The 16126-nt window shown below is 60.5% G+C and carries 17 protein-coding genes; 5 read left to right on the plus strand and 12 right to left on the minus strand.

What is annotated here, in order from left to right:
* The 3 genes from DLD99_RS16620 to DLD99_RS16630 all read right to left on the minus strand — a co-directional run bounded on the left by DLD99_RS16620 (nucleotide 1) and on the right by DLD99_RS16630 (nucleotide 3882).
* On the minus strand, nucleotides 1–1335 hold the full coding sequence (locus DLD99_RS16620; protein WP_114883679.1) for an MFS transporter: 1335 nt from the start codon (nucleotides 1333–1335) through the stop codon (nucleotides 1–3).
* A gap of 82 nt (nucleotides 1336–1417) precedes the next feature.
* Complete coding sequence (aldA, locus tag DLD99_RS16625) at nucleotides 1418–2842, minus strand: aldehyde dehydrogenase (protein ID WP_114886722.1); 1425 nt, start codon at nucleotides 2840–2842, stop codon at nucleotides 1418–1420.
* Nucleotides 2843–2949: 107 nt separating this feature from the next.
* Nucleotides 2950–3882 carry a LysR substrate-binding domain-containing protein gene (locus DLD99_RS16630; protein ID WP_096820112.1) on the minus strand — a complete coding sequence of 311 codons (933 nt, stop codon included), beginning with the start codon at nucleotides 3880–3882 and terminating at the stop codon, nucleotides 2950–2952.
* A gap of 185 nt (nucleotides 3883–4067) precedes the next feature.
* On the opposite strand from DLD99_RS16630, the gene DLD99_RS16635 reads away from it, so the two are divergent.
* A complete protein-coding gene (locus DLD99_RS16635) occupies nucleotides 4068–5246 on the plus strand; it encodes a hypothetical protein (RefSeq protein ID WP_114883681.1) in 1179 nt (392 codons plus the stop codon).
* 202 nt (nucleotides 5247–5448) lie between these two features.
* Nucleotides 5449–6324 (plus strand): LysR substrate-binding domain-containing protein, encoded by an 876-nt coding sequence (locus DLD99_RS16640; protein WP_114883683.1) that lies wholly within the window; start codon nucleotides 5449–5451, stop codon nucleotides 6322–6324.
* Between the two features lie 10 nt (nucleotides 6325–6334).
* Here DLD99_RS16640 and DLD99_RS16645 read toward each other — a convergent pair whose 3' ends face one another.
* The 5 genes from DLD99_RS16645 to DLD99_RS16665 all read right to left on the minus strand — a co-directional run bounded on the left by DLD99_RS16645 (nucleotide 6335) and on the right by DLD99_RS16665 (nucleotide 12274).
* Nucleotides 6335–7699 carry an MFS transporter gene (locus tag DLD99_RS16645; RefSeq protein WP_114883685.1) on the minus strand — a complete coding sequence of 455 codons (1365 nt, stop codon included), beginning with the start codon at nucleotides 7697–7699 and terminating at the stop codon, nucleotides 6335–6337.
* Nucleotides 7700–7788: 89 nt separating this feature from the next.
* Nucleotides 7789–9222: an NAD-dependent succinate-semialdehyde dehydrogenase gene (locus DLD99_RS16650; protein ID WP_102620919.1), complete on the minus strand. Its 1434-nt coding sequence runs from the start codon at nucleotides 9220–9222 to the stop codon at nucleotides 7789–7791.
* A complete protein-coding gene (locus DLD99_RS16655; protein WP_114883687.1) occupies nucleotides 9219–10253 on the minus strand; it encodes an aldo/keto reductase in 1035 nt (344 codons plus the stop codon). Before DLD99_RS16655 ends, DLD99_RS16650 begins: the two co-directional genes overlap by 4 nt.
* A gap of 10 nt (nucleotides 10254–10263) precedes the next feature.
* Nucleotides 10264–10776 (minus strand): formaldehyde-activating enzyme, encoded by a 513-nt coding sequence (fae, locus tag DLD99_RS16660; protein ID WP_007950493.1) that lies wholly within the window; start codon nucleotides 10774–10776, stop codon nucleotides 10264–10266.
* 292 nt (nucleotides 10777–11068) lie between these two features.
* Entirely contained in the window at nucleotides 11069–12274 is a 1206-nt protein-coding gene (locus DLD99_RS16665; RefSeq protein ID WP_114883689.1) for an NAD(P)/FAD-dependent oxidoreductase, read from the minus strand.
* 337 nt (nucleotides 12275–12611) lie between these two features.
* Between DLD99_RS16665 and DLD99_RS16670 the strand changes: the two genes are divergently transcribed.
* Nucleotides 12612–13160, plus strand: a complete 549-nt coding sequence (locus DLD99_RS16670) for an RrF2 family transcriptional regulator (RefSeq protein ID WP_114883691.1) — start codon at nucleotides 12612–12614, stop codon at nucleotides 13158–13160.
* Between the two features lie 62 nt (nucleotides 13161–13222).
* Here DLD99_RS16670 and DLD99_RS16675 read toward each other — a convergent pair whose 3' ends face one another.
* Entirely contained in the window at nucleotides 13223–13558 is a 336-nt protein-coding gene (locus DLD99_RS16675) for a hypothetical protein (protein ID WP_065259781.1), read from the minus strand.
* A 228-nt stretch (nucleotides 13559–13786) separates the two neighbouring features.
* On the opposite strand from DLD99_RS16675, the gene DLD99_RS16680 reads away from it, so the two are divergent.
* Nucleotides 13787–14026, plus strand: a complete 240-nt coding sequence (locus DLD99_RS16680) for a hypothetical protein (protein WP_085711391.1) — start codon at nucleotides 13787–13789, stop codon at nucleotides 14024–14026.
* 56 nt (nucleotides 14027–14082) lie between these two features.
* Here the strand turns inward: DLD99_RS16680 and DLD99_RS16685 are convergent, their stop codons facing one another.
* Nucleotides 14083–14271: a DUF2188 domain-containing protein gene (locus DLD99_RS16685; RefSeq protein WP_114883693.1), complete on the minus strand. Its 189-nt coding sequence runs from the start codon at nucleotides 14269–14271 to the stop codon at nucleotides 14083–14085.
* A 216-nt stretch (nucleotides 14272–14487) separates the two neighbouring features.
* Here DLD99_RS16685 and DLD99_RS16690 point away from each other — a divergent pair, with 216 nt between their 5' ends.
* Nucleotides 14488–14850: an NUDIX hydrolase gene (locus DLD99_RS16690; RefSeq protein ID WP_085711393.1), complete on the plus strand. Its 363-nt coding sequence runs from the start codon at nucleotides 14488–14490 to the stop codon at nucleotides 14848–14850.
* Between the two features lies 1 nt (nucleotide 14851).
* Here DLD99_RS16690 and DLD99_RS16695 read toward each other — a convergent pair whose 3' ends face one another.
* Together DLD99_RS16695 and DLD99_RS16700 are read right to left on the minus strand one after the other, a co-directional pair.
* Nucleotides 14852–15094 carry a DUF1652 domain-containing protein gene (locus DLD99_RS16695; protein ID WP_096820123.1) on the minus strand — a complete coding sequence of 81 codons (243 nt, stop codon included), beginning with the start codon at nucleotides 15092–15094 and terminating at the stop codon, nucleotides 14852–14854.
* Nucleotides 15095–15216: 122 nt separating this feature from the next.
* Entirely contained in the window at nucleotides 15217–16116 is a 900-nt protein-coding gene (locus DLD99_RS16700) for a polysaccharide deacetylase family protein (RefSeq protein WP_114883694.1), read from the minus strand.
* Nucleotides 16117–16126 lie beyond the last annotated feature (10 nt).

Here is a 16126-nt window from a genome sequence, read left to right on the forward strand (position 1 = left end):
TCAGGCACCTGTCTTGTTCAAAGAAGTCTTGTTCAAAGATTTTTTATTGATCCGGGCACGCAGGGTCACGGCAGCCAGAGTGCCGATCAGACCGATGGTGGCGATGTAGCCGAAATAGAACTTGTAGCCGAGGGCGCCAGGGAAATGTTCAGTGAGGTAGCCGTTGATCAACGGGATGAACGCATCCGGCATGTAACCGACCACCGAGACGATGCCGATGGCCAGTCCGGTGATGCGCAGCGGAATGTTGCAGCTGTCGAGGATCGCCCAGTACAGACCGCGAATCGCGTAGGTCATCAGGCCGATGAAAATCACTGTCGCGATCAGCAGCCCCATGCTGTTGAGTGCCGGGAACACGATCAGGCCGACGATTGCCAGACTCGCCAGCAACAGCGCAACGATCAGCACCGAGATGTTCGAAAACTTGTCCCCCAGCCAGCCGCCGCCGATGCCGCCGATCGGGCGCATCCACAGCTTGATGGTGGTGATGGTGCCGGCCATGACGGCGGTCAGGCCGCTGCCTTGCAGGTAGTCCGAGAAACTGTAGGTGGCCCAGAAGATGTGATAACCGCAGAACACGATCGCGGTGACCAGCCACAGTTCAGGGATCTTCACCAGGGTCGCCAGATCAGTGAGCAGGTTGAACTTGCCCTTCTCTACCGGCGGCGTGTCCTCCATCGACTTCGGATCCTTGATCAGCACCAGCACACAGCCGATGGCGATACAGGTGAAGGCGTAGAGGTAAACCACGTGCTTGAAACCTTCAGCGGTGGACTCGCCACGGGTTTCGGTAGCGAAGGCGAACAACGCCAGCGCAACCGTCGCCAGCAGCGCTTCGACCAGCCCGCGACCGCCATCGAGAATGCCAAAGAACCGGCCCTGCTCGGTGTGATGGGCAATCATCTTCACGCGCTTGAGCACCGAGGCCCAGAACGTCAGGCCGGTGGTCAGCCCCCAGCAACCGAAGATGATCATCAACCCGGTCATCGACGGCGCCGTCGAGTACCACAGGCCCAGCGCGCCGGTTGCCACCAGCGAAAAGAAGATCAGGAAACGCGGCGCGATACGGTCGGCCAGCCAACCGCTCGGCAAGTAGCTGAGCAGGAAAATCGTCCCAAGCATCGAGTACAGATAACCCAGCTCGCTGTGGTTGATCTGGAACACCTCGAGCATGGTGGTCTGGTAGACCTGGCGCAGGTACAGAATCGGATAGATCGCACCGGCGGCCAGCACCAGCAACATCAGTTGGAAATAGCGACTTCCCTTGTCGCTGCGGCTTTTCGAAGCCGAATCGGAACCCTGAACAGCGGCAGCAGAGGATGCATGCTTGGACATTGAAGTGACCTCGGGCGACCCGTGCTCCGGGCGCCCCTGATAATTGTTTTTATAGGTGTAGCGTGAGGCGTGATGCGGTGGATCAGTACTTCATGACCACGAGACGGGTCTGGGTGAATTCGAGCATGCCGTGCTTGCCGTCATCGCCGCCCAGGCCCGAGCGTTTCCAGCCGGCGTGATAGCCCTGGTACGGATCAGCAGGGGTGCGATTGACGTACAACTCGCCGGCTTCGATGGCGTTGGCGACTTTCTGCGCAGTGCGATAATTCTCGGTGTACAGCACTGACGACAGACCGAACTGGTGGTCGTTGGCCATGGCCAGCGCTTCGTCGATGTCGCGGTACTTGAGCACCGGCAGCACCGGGCCGAAGATTTCTTCCTGGACGATTTCCATGTCCTGGCGGCAACCGCTGAGCAGCGTTGGCGGGTAGAAATGCCCCGGACCTTCGGGCAGCACACCGCCGCTTTCGAGGACGCCGCCGTCGGCAATCGCGCGCTCGACCATGGCGTGGATGTTCTTCTGCGAACTGGCGTTGACCAACGGGCCCATCAGGCTCGCATCTGTGGCGCGGTCGCCGAACTTCACGGCAGCGATTTTCGCTTTCAGCAGCGCGAGGAAACGGTCGTAGACGCTTTCCTGCACGTAGACCCGCTCCACCGCCGTACACAACTGGCCGCAATGGGTGGTCTTGGAAGCAATGATTGCGCTCGCGGCCGCTTCAAGATCAGCGTCAGCCTCAATGATTGCCGGGGTCTTGCCGCCCAGTTCCAGCGAAGGCTTGGCGATGTTGGCCTTGCAATAGTCGAGGACGATGCGCCCGGCGTTGACGCTGCCGGTCAGGGTGATCAGGCCCACGGCTTTATGGGTGCAAACCGCTGCGGCGGTGGCGTGATCCATGGTCAGGATGTTGATCACACCGGCCGGCATGCCCGATTGCTCCACGGCTTTGGCGATTTCGAACGCCGAGGTTGGGGTGTTGTTGCTCGGGCGCACCACCACGGTATTGCCGGCAATCAGCGCCGGAGCGATTTTGCGCAGCAAGGTGTAGACCGGGTAGTTGAACGGAATCAGGCACGCGACGACGCCAATCGGCTCGCGGTGCAGGAACAGGTTTTCGTCGGGGCTGTCGCTGGGAATGATCTCGCCTTCGATGCGGCGCGCCCATTCGGCGTGGTAACGGGTGATCTGCGCGGCATAACGGGCTTCGTTGCTTGCGTCGCTCAGGCTTTTGCCGGACTCGGCAGCCAGTGCGGCGCCGATGGCGTCGGCGCGATCTTCAAGGGCAGCCGCAAACGCTCGCAGGTGTTCGGCGCGCTCGATGCTGGTGAGTTTGGCCCAGACTTTCTGCGCCGCTGCGGCGGCATCGACGGCCGCCGTGGCTTCTTCGGCAGTGGCAGCCGACACCTGGCCGATCAACGCTTCGGTGGCCGGGTTGTAGACCGCGATCAGCGCCGCGCTGGCCGGCTCGATGAAGTGGCCGTTAACAAAATTTCGCTCGACTCGCATGTGCATCGCCCATCGTTTGTTTTTATCGATGCCGCCAGTCTTGTCATCGACAGCGGGTTCAACAAACGATTTATCCGGCGATCAAACATTCGAAAAAGGCACGTTACTCAGAAAATCGCCTTCGAAGGCTCAAGTTGGCGCTGCGCCAGCCAGATCTCTTCCTGCAGCCACTGACTGAAGGCCTGCAATTGCGGCATCTGCGTCTGTTCCGGGCGGGTCACCAGCCAGTAGGACTGGTGGCCTTCGACATGGACGTTGTGCACCTGGGTCAACTGCCCGCTGGCCAGTTCCGAGGCGACCATGTGCCAGTCGGCAATGGTGATCCCCAGACCATCGACCGCCGCTTGAATGGCCAGATCCAGCAGGTCGAATTCATAGCCGCCCTGGGTATCGACGCCCGTGATGCGCGCCGCGTCGAGCCAGTGTTTCCAGGTCAGGTAGCGCTGATCCTCGCGGGCCAGCACATGCAACAGGGTCAGGCGATTGAGGTCGATGCCCTGATCGCCGCCCTCCCGCGCATACAGGGTCGGCGCGCACACGGCGATGTGTCGTTCCTGAATCAGCAGCGAACTGTCGAGCCCGTCCCACTCGCCGTCGCCAAAACGGATCGCGCAATCGAGGGTGCTGGTTTCCGCGAGGCTGTCCTGCAAACGGGTGGTGATGCTCAGTTCCAGCTCCGGATGCTGCTCGCGCAGACGCCCGAGGCGCGGCATCAACCAGCGGCTGGTGAAGGTGGGCGGCGCGTTGATGTGCAGGCGATTGGCGTGGGTTTTCTGCTGGATGCTGCGCACGGTCAGCTCGATCTTGTCGAACGACTGATGCAGCGCCCGCAGCAGAATCTTGCCGGCACCGGTCAGTTCGAGATGGTGATGGCGGCGCTCCAGCAGACTTTCGCCGAGCTGTTCTTCCAGTTGCCGCACCTGACGGCTGACCGCGCTCTGGGTGACGTTGAGCAACTCGGCGGCGCGGGTGAAGCTGCCGGTGCTGCCGGCCACTTCGAATGCTTTGAGTGCATTCAGGCCGGGCATTTTGCGTTTCATACAAGGCACTCGAAAACCACTGACAAGGCGCAAAGCATCCCACGACATTGGCGAATTGTCCTACAGGATTTTCCGAGTAACATGCATTCGATGCAGGTTTCCCTGACGTTTTTATCGTTTGTTCTGCGGCGGGTGGATGGCAAAACTGCGCGGCATCTCTAATAAAAACAATCGAGAGCCGCTCCATGCCCTTCCCTGCATCTTTGCGCCTGCGCACCACCTCCATCGCTCTGTTCTGCAGCATTGCCGCCCCGGCCATGGCGGTCCAGGTCACCGACAATCTCGACCTTGGCGGCGCCATTCGTGCCCGTTGGGACGTGGACCCGGATCGCGACATCCAGAAGTTCGGCCTCGACACGGTATTCCTCAGCGCCAAGTACAACTCCGACTCGTGGATCGGCGAAGCGCAATATCGCTTTTACGGCCGCTCCTACCCGTACCAGTACACCAAGAACTACGGCGATATCCGCTTCGCCAAGTTCGCGTGGGTCGGCTACAAGTTCAATCCCGACCAGCAAGTGCAAGTGGGCCTGAACACCGTGCCGTTCGGCTTGCAGCCGTACTTCGGCAGCACCTTCTACGAAACCCTGGGCAACGTCATCGGCCTGGAAGACGTGCAACAGATCGGCACCAAATACATCCAGCAAAGCGGCGACTGGAACATCCAGGCCGGCTACTACCTGCGCCCGGCCTGGCAAGGCAAAGGCACCAGCAAAGGCGTGACGTATTCAAGCGTGGTGTCCGAAGCCGACAGCTACGTGGTCGACGGCAGCAACAACCAGGAACGCAACACCGTGGTGCTGCGAGTGGCCAAGGCGCTGGATCTGGGACCGTGGAAATCCGAGGTCGGGATCTCCGGCCTGACCTCGAGCATCGAGAACAAAGACACCAACAAGGACGGTCGGCGCAACGCCGTGGCCGTGCACTACATGGGCAAGAACGGCCCGTGGGGCGTGCAGTTGCAGGCGGCGCGGCAGCAGATGTCGCCGCGCAACCCCGGCAGCGAAGAGGTGGTGACCCTCGGTGGTTACGACGGCACTTACAACGTCGCCAGTCGCGGCAATTTGTACGTGGCCGACCTGAGTTACGACGTGGGCGGCAAATACCTGTTTGACCAGATCAGCGGGATCAAGCTGTACGCCAACTACAGCGCGTTCGACAAGTCCGCCAGCGGGTTCAAGACGTCCGAGCGGATGATCCTCGGCACCTCGTTTTCCGTCAGCAAATTGTGGGTGGCCACGGAATGGCTGTTCGGCAAAAACGATCCGTATATCGGTGGCAGCAGCTACACTCAGAGCCTTGGTGCGGGTGGGCTGGATCAGTGGGAAAACCAGTTATATGTGAACGTCGGTTACTACTTCTGATCCAGCTTCGTTTTCGCCCTTCAAACTGCTATCGCGAGCAAGCTCGCTCCCACAGTGGATTTGTGTCGTACACAGAACCTGTGGGAGCGAGCTTGCTCGCGATGGCGTCTGCTCAAACAACACTTGCATCCGCCCATCACCAATAGTCAGATAGGCCCCTCTCAAAAAAACAATAAACCGCCCGATCCGGAGTCCCGCCTCCATGCGCCAACTGCCCTCGCTCAACACCCTGCGCGTGTTCGAAGAAGTCGCCCGTCATCGCAGTTTCAGCCAGGCCGCTATCGGGCTGAACGTCACCCAGGGCGCGGTCAGTCGCCAGATCAAACAGCTTGAAGACTACCTCGGCGTGGCGCTGTTCGTGCGCACGCCTCAAGGGCTGTCGCTGACCGAAGCCGGCAGCAATCTTTCCCCGCATCTGGCCGAGGCCTTCGACCACATCGAACGCGCCTTGCAAGCGGTGCGTGTGCCGAATCTGCGCCAACGCTTGAAAGTGCTCGCACCGCCGACCTGGGCCACGCGCTGGCTGTCGCCACACCTGCGCGCGTTCTGCCAGCGCTACCCGGACATCAACCTCAGCGTCACCAACCAGATCGGCCACGACAGCCTCACGGAAGTCGATTGCCACATCCGCTTCGGCCTCGCGGCAGCACCCCACTGCGTCAGCCAGTTGCTGGTAATGGAACGCCACATCGCGGTGGCCAGCCCGGAACTGTTCAACGGTGATCAGCCACCGGACCTGCGGCAGTTTCCGCTGCTGCACATCCTGCACGACGGCAAGCGTTTGAAGGTCTGGGAAAACTGGCTGGCGGCCATGGGCCGGGATGACATCGATGCCGGGCAAGGGCTGGAATTCAGCACCCTGGACCAGGTGATCCACACCGCGCTGGCCGGCGGCGGTCTGGCAGTGATCGACCGGCAGATGATCGAAAAGGAACTGGCCAACGGCAGCCTGCTGCCGATCACCCCGATTGAGGTGATCGGCCCTTATGGCTATTGGCTGGATGTGGCGAATGACAAGCAGGGGTTGTCGAAGGTGAAGCTGTTTACCGAGTGGCTAGGAGTTGTCAGCAACCCCTGACCTGCAATCGTCAGACGGGTGTCGCGACTTTTCCGACCGTCCCTACCGCGACTTCCACCGGACTCTGCGCCTTGCACGCCTGACTCAACGTCAACGATTTTGTCTCCGGCGCCCACGCCCAAGACAGCAACGCGCCAATCCCCAGAATCGCCGCAAGAATGCCCATGGTCGGGCTCAAGCCGATCCCCGCCACGCTCACCGGCAACAGAAACGTACTGACCGCCGACCCCAGTCGGCTGACCGCCGTCGCCAGACCAATCCCGCTGGCCCGTACTTCCGTCGGGAAACTCTCCGCCGGGAACACGCCCACCAGGTTGCTCACCGCCGACAGCACAAGCGTGAACACACCGAACACCAGCACCATCAGCCACGCCGCACTGCCCGGCAGCACTGCCAGCAGAAACAACGCCACCGCCAGAATGATGAACGAGTTGATCAGGAACCCGCGCCGGGTGAATTTGATCGTGCACCAGATGCCGATCAACGCGCCGAGGATCAGCAGCATGTTGAGCATCAGCTCGGTGCCGAAGCCTTCGGCCAGGCCCATCTTCTGCAGGATCGACGGCAGGAAGGTGTAGATGGCGAAGTACGGCATGACGATGCAGACGAAGAACAGGCAGTTGAATGCCGTGCGCTTGCGGTACTCGGGGCTGAACAGCACCGCGTAGCCCGAGCGGGTTTCGCTGGAGCGGGTTTCATCCAGCTCGACGTTGTCGCCCAGATGCTTTTTGACGATGGCACGGGCTTCGGCCACCCGGCCCTGATTGACCAGCCAGCGCGGTGATTCCGGCGTACCGATTCGGGCGATCAGAATCAACGCCGCCGGGATCGCCGACGACGCCAGCATCCAGCGCCAGGCATCATCACCGAGGCTGAGCATGGCCGTGCCGACGAAGGTTGCTGCGACGTAGCCGAAGGTCCAGATCACGCTGAACGAACCCAGCAACACGCCGCGATGTTTCTTCGGTGCGAACTCGGCGAGCATCGCGTGGCCGACGCTGAAATCCCCGCCCAGGCCGATGCCGATCAGCACCCGGCAGAGGAACAGGCTCATGGCGGTTTCGACGTAGAACTGCATCACCGAAGCGAGCGTGATCAGCACAAAACTGACCAGGAAGATTTTCTGCCGGCCGACCTTGTCCGAGATCCAGCCGAAAAACAGACTGCCGAGAAACAGGCCGATCAATGCCGATGCGCCGATCAGGCCTTGCCAGAACGCATCGAGCTGCATCTGCGGGCTGAGCAAAGTGAATGCGATGCCGATCAGGCCAAGAATGTAGCCGTCGGTGAAATGCGCGCCGAAGGTCAGGCCGGCGATCTTGATATGGAAGCGCCCGATGGGCAGGTCATCGATCTTTACGGGTTGAGCGGACATGTTCGTCTCCAATTGTTGTTATTGACGGAGAAACGGAAAGCTCTGGGAGAAACCTGCGGGAGCGAACTCCCACAGGATTCGGGGGGGGCCTAGAGACCGCCCATCAACAGGTATTTGATCTCCAGATAGTCATCCAGACCGTACTTCGAACCTTCACGCCCAAGGCCCGATTCCTTGATGCCACCGAACGGTGCCACCTCCGTGGAGATGATCCCTTCGTTGATGCCGACCATCCCGGCTTCCAGCCCTTCGGCCATGCGCCAGACCCGGCCGATGTCGCGGCTGTAGAAGTACGCCGACAATCCGAACGGCGTGTCATTGGCCCGCGCCAGCACTTCGGCTTCGTCCTTGAAGCGGAAGCACGCGGCCACCGGGCCGAAGGTTTCGTCCTGGGCAATCAGCATGTCGCCGCTGGCTTCGGTGAGGATGGTCGGTTCGTAGAACGTGCCGCCCAGCGCATGCCGACGACCGCCGCACAACAGCGTGGCGCCCTTCTCCAGCGCATCGCTCACATGGGCTTCGACCTTGGCGAGCGCAGCCGCGTTGATCAGCGGACCTTGTTCGGTGTCACCGTCCAGCGCACTGCCCACGCGCATCGCCGCCACGGCTTCGGCGAGTTTGCCGGTGAAGGCTTCGTAGACGCCGTCCTGAATGAAGAAGCGGTTGACGCACACGCAGGTCTGCCCGGTGTTGCGGAATTTCGAGGCCATCGCGCCTTTCACGGCCGCATCGATGTCGGCATCGTCGAAGACAATGAACGGCGCGTTGCCGCCCAGTTCCAGCGAGACCTTTTTCAGGGTGTCGGCAGCTTGGCGCATCAGCAGTTTGCCGGTGCGGGTCGAGCCGGTGAACGACAGCTTGCGCACCACGCTGGACGCTTGCAGCGCGCCGCCGATCGCCACCGCGTCGCCGGAAACGATGTTGAACACACCCGCCGGAATCCCGGCCTGCTCGGCCAGCACCGCCAGGGCGAATGCCGACAGCGGGGTTTCTTCCGACGGTTTGAGAATCATCGTGCAACCCGCCGCCAGCGCCGGGCCGACCTTGCGAGTGACCATCGCCAGCGGGAAATTCCACGGGGTGATCGCCGCGACTACGCCAATGGCTTCCTTGGTCACGATGATCCGCGCGTCAGCCTTGTGGCTCGGAATCACATCGCCGTAGGCACGCTTGGCTTCTTCACCGAACCACTCAAGAAAACTCGCGGCGTAGACTACTTCGCCCTTGGCCTCGGCCAGCGGTTTACCCTGCTCGCGGCTGAGCAAGGTCGCCAGTTCCTGCTGGTTGGCGAGCATCAGATCGCTCCAGCGTTTCAGCCGTTGGCTGCGCTCCTTGGCGGTGAGTTTGCGCCACGCCGGCAAGGCACGATTGGCCGCCTCGATAGCGAGGTTGGTTTCCTCGGCGCCGGCCTTTTGCACCTCAGTGATCAACTCACCGTTGGCCGGGTTGCGCACCGGATAGGTCGCGCCGCCGCTGCCCCACTGGCCGTCGATGAAGTTGCCGTGACGAATCAACCCGCTCATGCCACCGCTCCCTGCAACGTGAAACGTTCATGCCCCGGACGGGCCGTGCGCAGAATGCGTTTGCCGGCGGTGTAGTCGTTGATCACGTCGCACGGCGTGTAGTTGCGTTCCAGTTCATGCAGCTCTTCGGCGTCGAGTTTGGTTTCCAATGCCGCCAGTGCGCTGTCGAACTGCGCCGTGGTGTCGGCGCCGACCAGCATGCAATCCACGCCCGGGTGATTGGCGACCCAGGCCTGGGCGATCTGCGCGTTCGACACGCCACGGGCACGGGCCACGCGCTGCACCGAATGAGCGATCTCGAACGAGACTTCGTCGCTGTACATCTGCTGGGTGAAGAAGTCGGTCTGGTTGCGGGTCGATTGCACGTCACCGGTCAACAGGCCACGGGCCAGCGGACTGAACACCGACACGCCGATGCCCTGATCGCGGCAGAACGGAATCATCTCGCGCTCTTCTTCGCGGTACGCACAGTTCAGTTGCAGTTGCATATTGATCGGCTTGACCCAGCCGTTGCGCTCGCAGGCCATGAGGATTTTCGCCAGTTGGCCGGTGAGCATGGTCGAGACGCCGATGTAACGTGCCTTGCCGGAGCGCACGATGTCGTTCAGTGCGCCCATGGTTTCCTCGACCGGGGTGTTCACGTCGAAGTAATGCAGCATGAACACGTCGACGTAATCCATGTCCAGACGCTTCAGCGAGGCATCGATGCTGTCCATGATGTGCTTGCGCGAATGGCCGCTGGCGTTGATCGCGTTGCGGGTGCCGTAGCCGACCTTGGTGGTGATCACCAGGTCTTCGCGACGGGCCAGACGCTTGACGATGCGCCCCACCACTTCTTCGCCGACACCGGCGGAATAGAAGTCCGCCAGGTCGATGAAGTTCACACCGTTGTTCAGCGCGTGAGCGACGATCGGCTCGCTTTGTTTTTCATTGAAGATCCACGGCTTCCAGTCCGGGGTGCCCATGTTCATGGTGCCCAGGCACAGGCGGGAGACTTGCAGGCCGGAGTTGCCCAAACGGATGTATTGCATGGCGCGGACCTCAGGCTTTTGGCGTGTAGAAAGGGTTGCTGATGTGGTTGACCACATCCTTGAGCTGCGCGGTTTCCGGCTTGCCGGTCAGGGCGGCGCGGATCGCGGTGCGGCAGGCGTTGTAGTTGTTCAGGTAGACCGCATCCAAGTCATCGCAGGCCGGGTTGACCCAGTTGGCGGTGACGATCGCCCACTCGTCTTCGGCTTCCGGTGGCAGCGTGCCGTCGAGCAGCGCTTCGAGCACAGCCTTGGCGATACCGGCCTGGGAAGCGCCCCAGGTTGCGTTGCCGTGCAGGTCGCTGCTGATCGCAGCCTTGTTGACGTACAGGGTCATCGGCTTGACCGGGATGTTCGGCTGGGCGATCACCATGAACGGGCAATGACCCTGGCTCGGCGACGCCAGACTGTTGGCGAACGCCTGCCCCGCCGGGCCGTTGCGCGGGCCTATCAGGATATTGATGTGCGCGGCGTTCACGCCCGGGCCTTCGAAACCTTCACCGATGTACAGGTCGAGTTCTTTCATCTGTCATTACTCTTTGCGATGCAGAGGGATTTTTTGGGGTGATCGACAGCTCACGCGGACCGGATGGCCAACGGGATCAATAACGGACACGGGGAGACGCGAAGGGAGAATCGGGACATGGCTGCAAACGCTCTCTGGTTGTTATTGATGAGCTGTGTTTGCGATTTTTTAACACCGGGTATCAGGGCACCCGTAACCATTAAAAATCATGGGGCAATGACTTTTAGTCATAGCCTTTTGTGGTGACGAAAAAAATCCCGCTCGGGAGCGGGACTTCTAGGAGTGCGCTTAGTTACGCGACAACCGGAATCATCGGATCAGCAGCCGCCAGCGCAATGGCACGGTCAGCCGCCGGCGGGTAAATCCACTGGGTGTTGATCTGGGTCTTGAGAGACTTGCCCTCCTCCTTGACCAGTTTCACCTGACGATCCCAACCCTCGGTGTACACCGCGCCCCAGGCGCCGAGGTCGAGGCAGGTCACGTATTTCGGCTGGCTATACGGGGTCGGATCGACACCGAGAATCTGCGCCGCGACGTTGTTACCGGCATGCCGGCCGAGGGAGATCGCGTGCTGGCAGGTCATCAAGGCGAAGTTGCCGATATCGTCGGTGGCGGCATAAGCCACGTCGCCGGTGGCGAAGATATCGTCCTGGCCGATGACTTTCAGGTGCGCATCGACATGCAGACGGCCCTGACGATCGCGCTCGGCCGGAATCTGCTCGGTCAGGGAGCTGGCACGCACGCCGGTGGTCCAGACCACGGTTTTTGCCTCGATGCGCTGGCCGTCCGACAGGGTCACGCCGTTTTCATCGACTGACAGCACCGACACACCCAGTCGCCATTCGACGCCCAGTGCTTCGCTCGCTTCGGCAATCGACACGCTGATGGCTTCGCCCATGGCCGCGCCGACTTTTTGCCCGCGGTCGACGATGATCACTTGAACGTCAGCCTGCTCGCCCAGCACTTCTCGCAGACGTGCCGGCATCTCGGTTGCGGTTTCGATCCCGGTGAAGCCGCCGCCGGCGACCACTACAGTGTTGCGCGCCTGGCTCGCAGGCTGATCGGCCAGTGATTTCAGGTGGTTTTCCAGGCGAATCGCGGCTTCGATCTGGTCAACGTCAAAGGCGTGTTGTGCGACGCCCGGGGTATCCGGCAGCGCCAGGCCACTGCCCGACGCAAGCACCAGTTTGTCGTAGTGGAAAACCTGAGCGGCGCCGTTGGCGTCGGTGTAACCCACGGTTTTGGCGTTCACGTCGATGGTGTTCGCGGCGCCCTTGATGAAGTTGACACCTACCGCGTCGAACAGGTCGCCCAGCGGCGCAGCCAGCGTGTGGGCATTCGGCTCGTAGAAACGCGGACGCACACGCAGCTCAGCCTGCGGCGCCAGCACTGTCACATCGATGTTATCGCGGTTGTGAATGTCGACCAGACGGGTCGCACTCAGCGCCGTCCACATGCCACCGAAACCTGCGCCGATTACCAGAATGTGCTGTTTCATTGTTGTCTCCAGGCCCGAAGCCAAGTCTTAGAAAGAGGTTCAAGAATTCACGTTTATCGGGAGTCGGCACGCTGGGAGTTTCTGAAAGCGTTGAACACTGCTCACCGGATAACGGCGACTGTATTGGTCGCCGTTATATCCAACAAGTCAGATTATCCGATCATTCGAATCGAAATATTCGATAGCTGACCTGACCCCTTCTGAGGTTTTCGAAACCATAGAAATCGCTGCATACCGAGCAAATACGGGTTTCAAGGCAAAGATTCAGGCACTTATCAGATTTGTCCGCCACGCATTACCCTGCTAACATCTGCGACAACTACAGTCGGAGATAGCTATGTCGCTTTACAGTGCGGGCGTCGAGTACGGCATCCATTGCCTGGCGTTTCTGGTGGGCAGCGGCGGTGACAGTCGCGAAGCGAGCGTTCGCGACCTGGCGGATCTGCAGGGGGTGCCGCTGGATTACCTGGCGAAGATCTTCACCAAACTGGCCAAGGGTAAACTGGTGGTGGCCACCGGCGGTGTACGTGGCGGTTTTACGTTGGCGCGCCCGGCGGACGAGATCACCCTGCTCGATATCGTCAACGCCATCGACGGCCCGAAAAACATTTTCGAATGCAGGGACATCCGTGGCCGCTGCGCGCTGTTTGACGGCTCGCCGCCGGACTGGGCCGTGGACGGAACCTGTTCGATCCACGGGGCGATGATGGTTGCGCAGAAGCGCATGGAAGAAGCCCTCGCCCAGCAGACCATTCTCGACATCGCCAGAAAGGTCGGACGCAAGGCGCCGGCGGAGTTCAACAGCCAGGTGGAAAACTGGATTCAGGACCGTCGCGACAAGAAGACCGCCGGCTCGGGCATCCCGCTCACCGACATCACCGACTGACAGGCAAAAAAAAGCAGAAACCGATCACACGGTTTCTGCTTTTTCATTTCGGCCGTTCTGCCTCAGAGGCAATCGCGTACCGATTTGCGCAGCGAGCCGGACTTGGCCCACGGCGGCCCCTGGTACAGCGACACGCGACTGCCATCCTTGTATTTCACGATATCGAGAATCTCGTCGGCCGTGACGATGCTCGGCGCCGTGATCCGGTAACCGTTGGAAATCGCGACCTGCGAAGTCTTGGGAATATCCTGCTGCCACAACGGCAACACGCATGCGGCGTAGTCCTTGGGAGCCTTGCCACTGACCTTGCTGAGATTCGGCTCGCCCGGGACCAGCGATGCCGGCAGCGAACACCCGGCCAACGCGGCCATCAGCAGGCCTCCGATCAACATCCGCATATTGAATCCTTCATCTGAAAAAGCGCGAATTTACCCTGTTACTGGTTGAACATCCATCGTGGCGCAATGCTTTGACCCCGAAAACCGGGCTCTCTGGCGTCACGGCAAACCATTGCTCCGACCAACGGCAGCTTGTTCACGCCCGTTCAGCTCGTTGACCAGAACCACTTGCCCCGCTCCCGGAAAATGCGGCTACTATTTTCTACCGAGAATGTTCCGGAGGTGATCATGCGGCTCAATGAATACGAACACGAACTTCAACGTGACCTGCAAAGCGTGGCATCGGACCTGAGATGGTCGGCGGTCGACCTCAAGCGTATTGCCGAGCAGTTGCGCAAGTCCGGCAACGAGGCGGATGCGCAAAGCGTGCTCAGGTCCTGCGAGGTGCTGCAAAGCGATGAAGAACGTTTGCAACTTTATGCCAGGGAAGTGAAGGCCCGCGCCATCAGCCGAACCAAAATCCACTGACACCTTCCCCAAAACAAAAAGCCCCGGACAATCCGGGGCTTTTTCATTGCAGGCCTTCAGCCTGTCTTGCGGCCGTGGGTGCGGCTTTTGTAACCCGGAAGTGCAGCGGCATACGCCAGTGCTTCCTCCCGGCTGGCGAAAGACGCCAGTCGATCACCCTGCGTGCAGACCCGCCACGGGCCGTTGTTCACGCTGAGTACGTCGTAGCCATTCATGTGCATTTTGTTCAGCATCGCCATGCTCATAGGCACCTCCTGTCGACTATCGATCAACTGCACTTTTGCACCTTACACCGGGTGCGACAGGGTGTGCCGACCAGACGTCGCCCCACAGCGGCGTCAAGCGTCTGGCACTTTTGCGCTTTTCGACCACTCTGACATCACAAGCGCCTCTAAACCAAGGCACGGCTTGAATATTGCATTTTCATGACCGATTCATGACAACCGGCAATCGGGTAACAAATGAAAGTACGTGCAACCATCATCTGCGAACAGGATCGACACATTCTCCTGGTGCGCAAACCCCGATGCCGCTGGAACTTGCCGGGCGGCAAGGTCGAGCCCGGCGAGACCAGGGCCGACGCCGCGACGCGTGAACTTGAGGAAGAAACCGGCCTGCTCGCCGATGGCATGCTGTATCTGATGGAGCTGGAGGCTGGCGGCACGCGCCACCATGTCTACGAGGCGTCGGTACTGAATATTGATGAAGTACGGCCACAGAACGAGATCATCGATTGCATCTGGCATCCGTTGAATGCGGTGCAGAACCTGAGTGTCAGTGAAGCAACCCTGCAGATCGTCCGCGCCTTTCAGCGCCGACTGTGAGTCAACCGGCGAACGCCCGACGCCCGGCACTCATTTCAGTGCGCAACTCACCGATGAAGTTGGAGATGTCACGAATGGTGACCAGATGCTCCGGTGATACACCGTTGAGCAGCAGATCGACCCGCCCGCTGTCCGGCTCGTAAACCTTGATCTGCAACAGCCCCTGCCCCGTTTCCGTGCAGTCACAGTAAAGGGGCGAAAAGCCGGACTCGACGATGCGGCAAATGTCGGCAATGGCAAGCATGGGCGGACGCCTCGCGGGCGAAGGATCGGTCGATCGATTGAGCATAGATGAGCTTTTTCGACCTTGCGCGAGCGCTCGATCGCAGAAAATGCCAACCGCTTCACATCCTTGCGCAACACCGATCAGTTGGCGTCGCGCCCCCAGATCCAGTTCCAGATTCCCGGCAATTGCACCGGATCCGAGCTTTTCTGCACCGTACGCGCCAGTGCTGCTTTCTCCAGCAGTGCATGATCGTCGTAGAAGGGTTTATCGGCCAGGTGCACGCCTGTGGCAGCAGCGCTGTCGAGCAGAATTTGCAGATACTCGCGGGCATGTCGCGCGGTATAGCGGTTGAGGTCATGGAAGGTCACCACCACCGGAATCACTCCGTCCACCGTCGGCAATTCACCGAGGGCGATCCGCTCTCGCACTTCCGACAGCTGACGCAACATATTGGCCCGGCGTCTGGGACTGCCGTTGAAGCCCCAGATCTTGCCGTCGTTGGCGCTCAGGTCCGTGAGCAATACATGCAGACCATGTCGCTGATAGGCCGCGAACGTACGCTTGTCGTAGTTCCAGAAAGGTGGGCGCAACAAAATCGGTGGTGCACCGGTGATCGCCGCGATGTCCGCCATGCCGTTGGTCAGTGAGGTTTCAAGCTCCTGCGGATCGAGCGAACGGTGATTGGTGTGCCAATGCGTGGCGGTGTGAAATCCGAGAATGTGCCCTTCATCGTGCTCGCGATGCATGATCCGCCGGCCGATTTCGCTGTTGCCGGCCCTTGGCGCACGGGTCTGGACGAAAAACACCGCTTTGATGTTCGGTTGCAGCGGGTTGTCTTTCAGGCTGTCGAGCACGGTTTCGGTGGGGTTGTAGAAACTCGAAGCGCTGGGGCCGTCATCGAAGGTCAGCAGAAACTTCACCGGCGCCTGCGCATCCAGCCGCGAACGGGTTTGCTCGGTCAGTTCGATGGGAGCGGCAATGCAACCGGCCAGCCCGGTGATGATGGACGCAGCGCAGAAAAGCTTGAACCAGAGTTTCATGTTTTGCCTT

It is taken from the genome of Pseudomonas kribbensis (genome assembly GCF_003352185.1).
In the GTDB taxonomy this organism is placed as follows: Bacteria; Pseudomonadota; Gammaproteobacteria; order Pseudomonadales; family Pseudomonadaceae; genus Aquipseudomonas; species Aquipseudomonas kribbensis.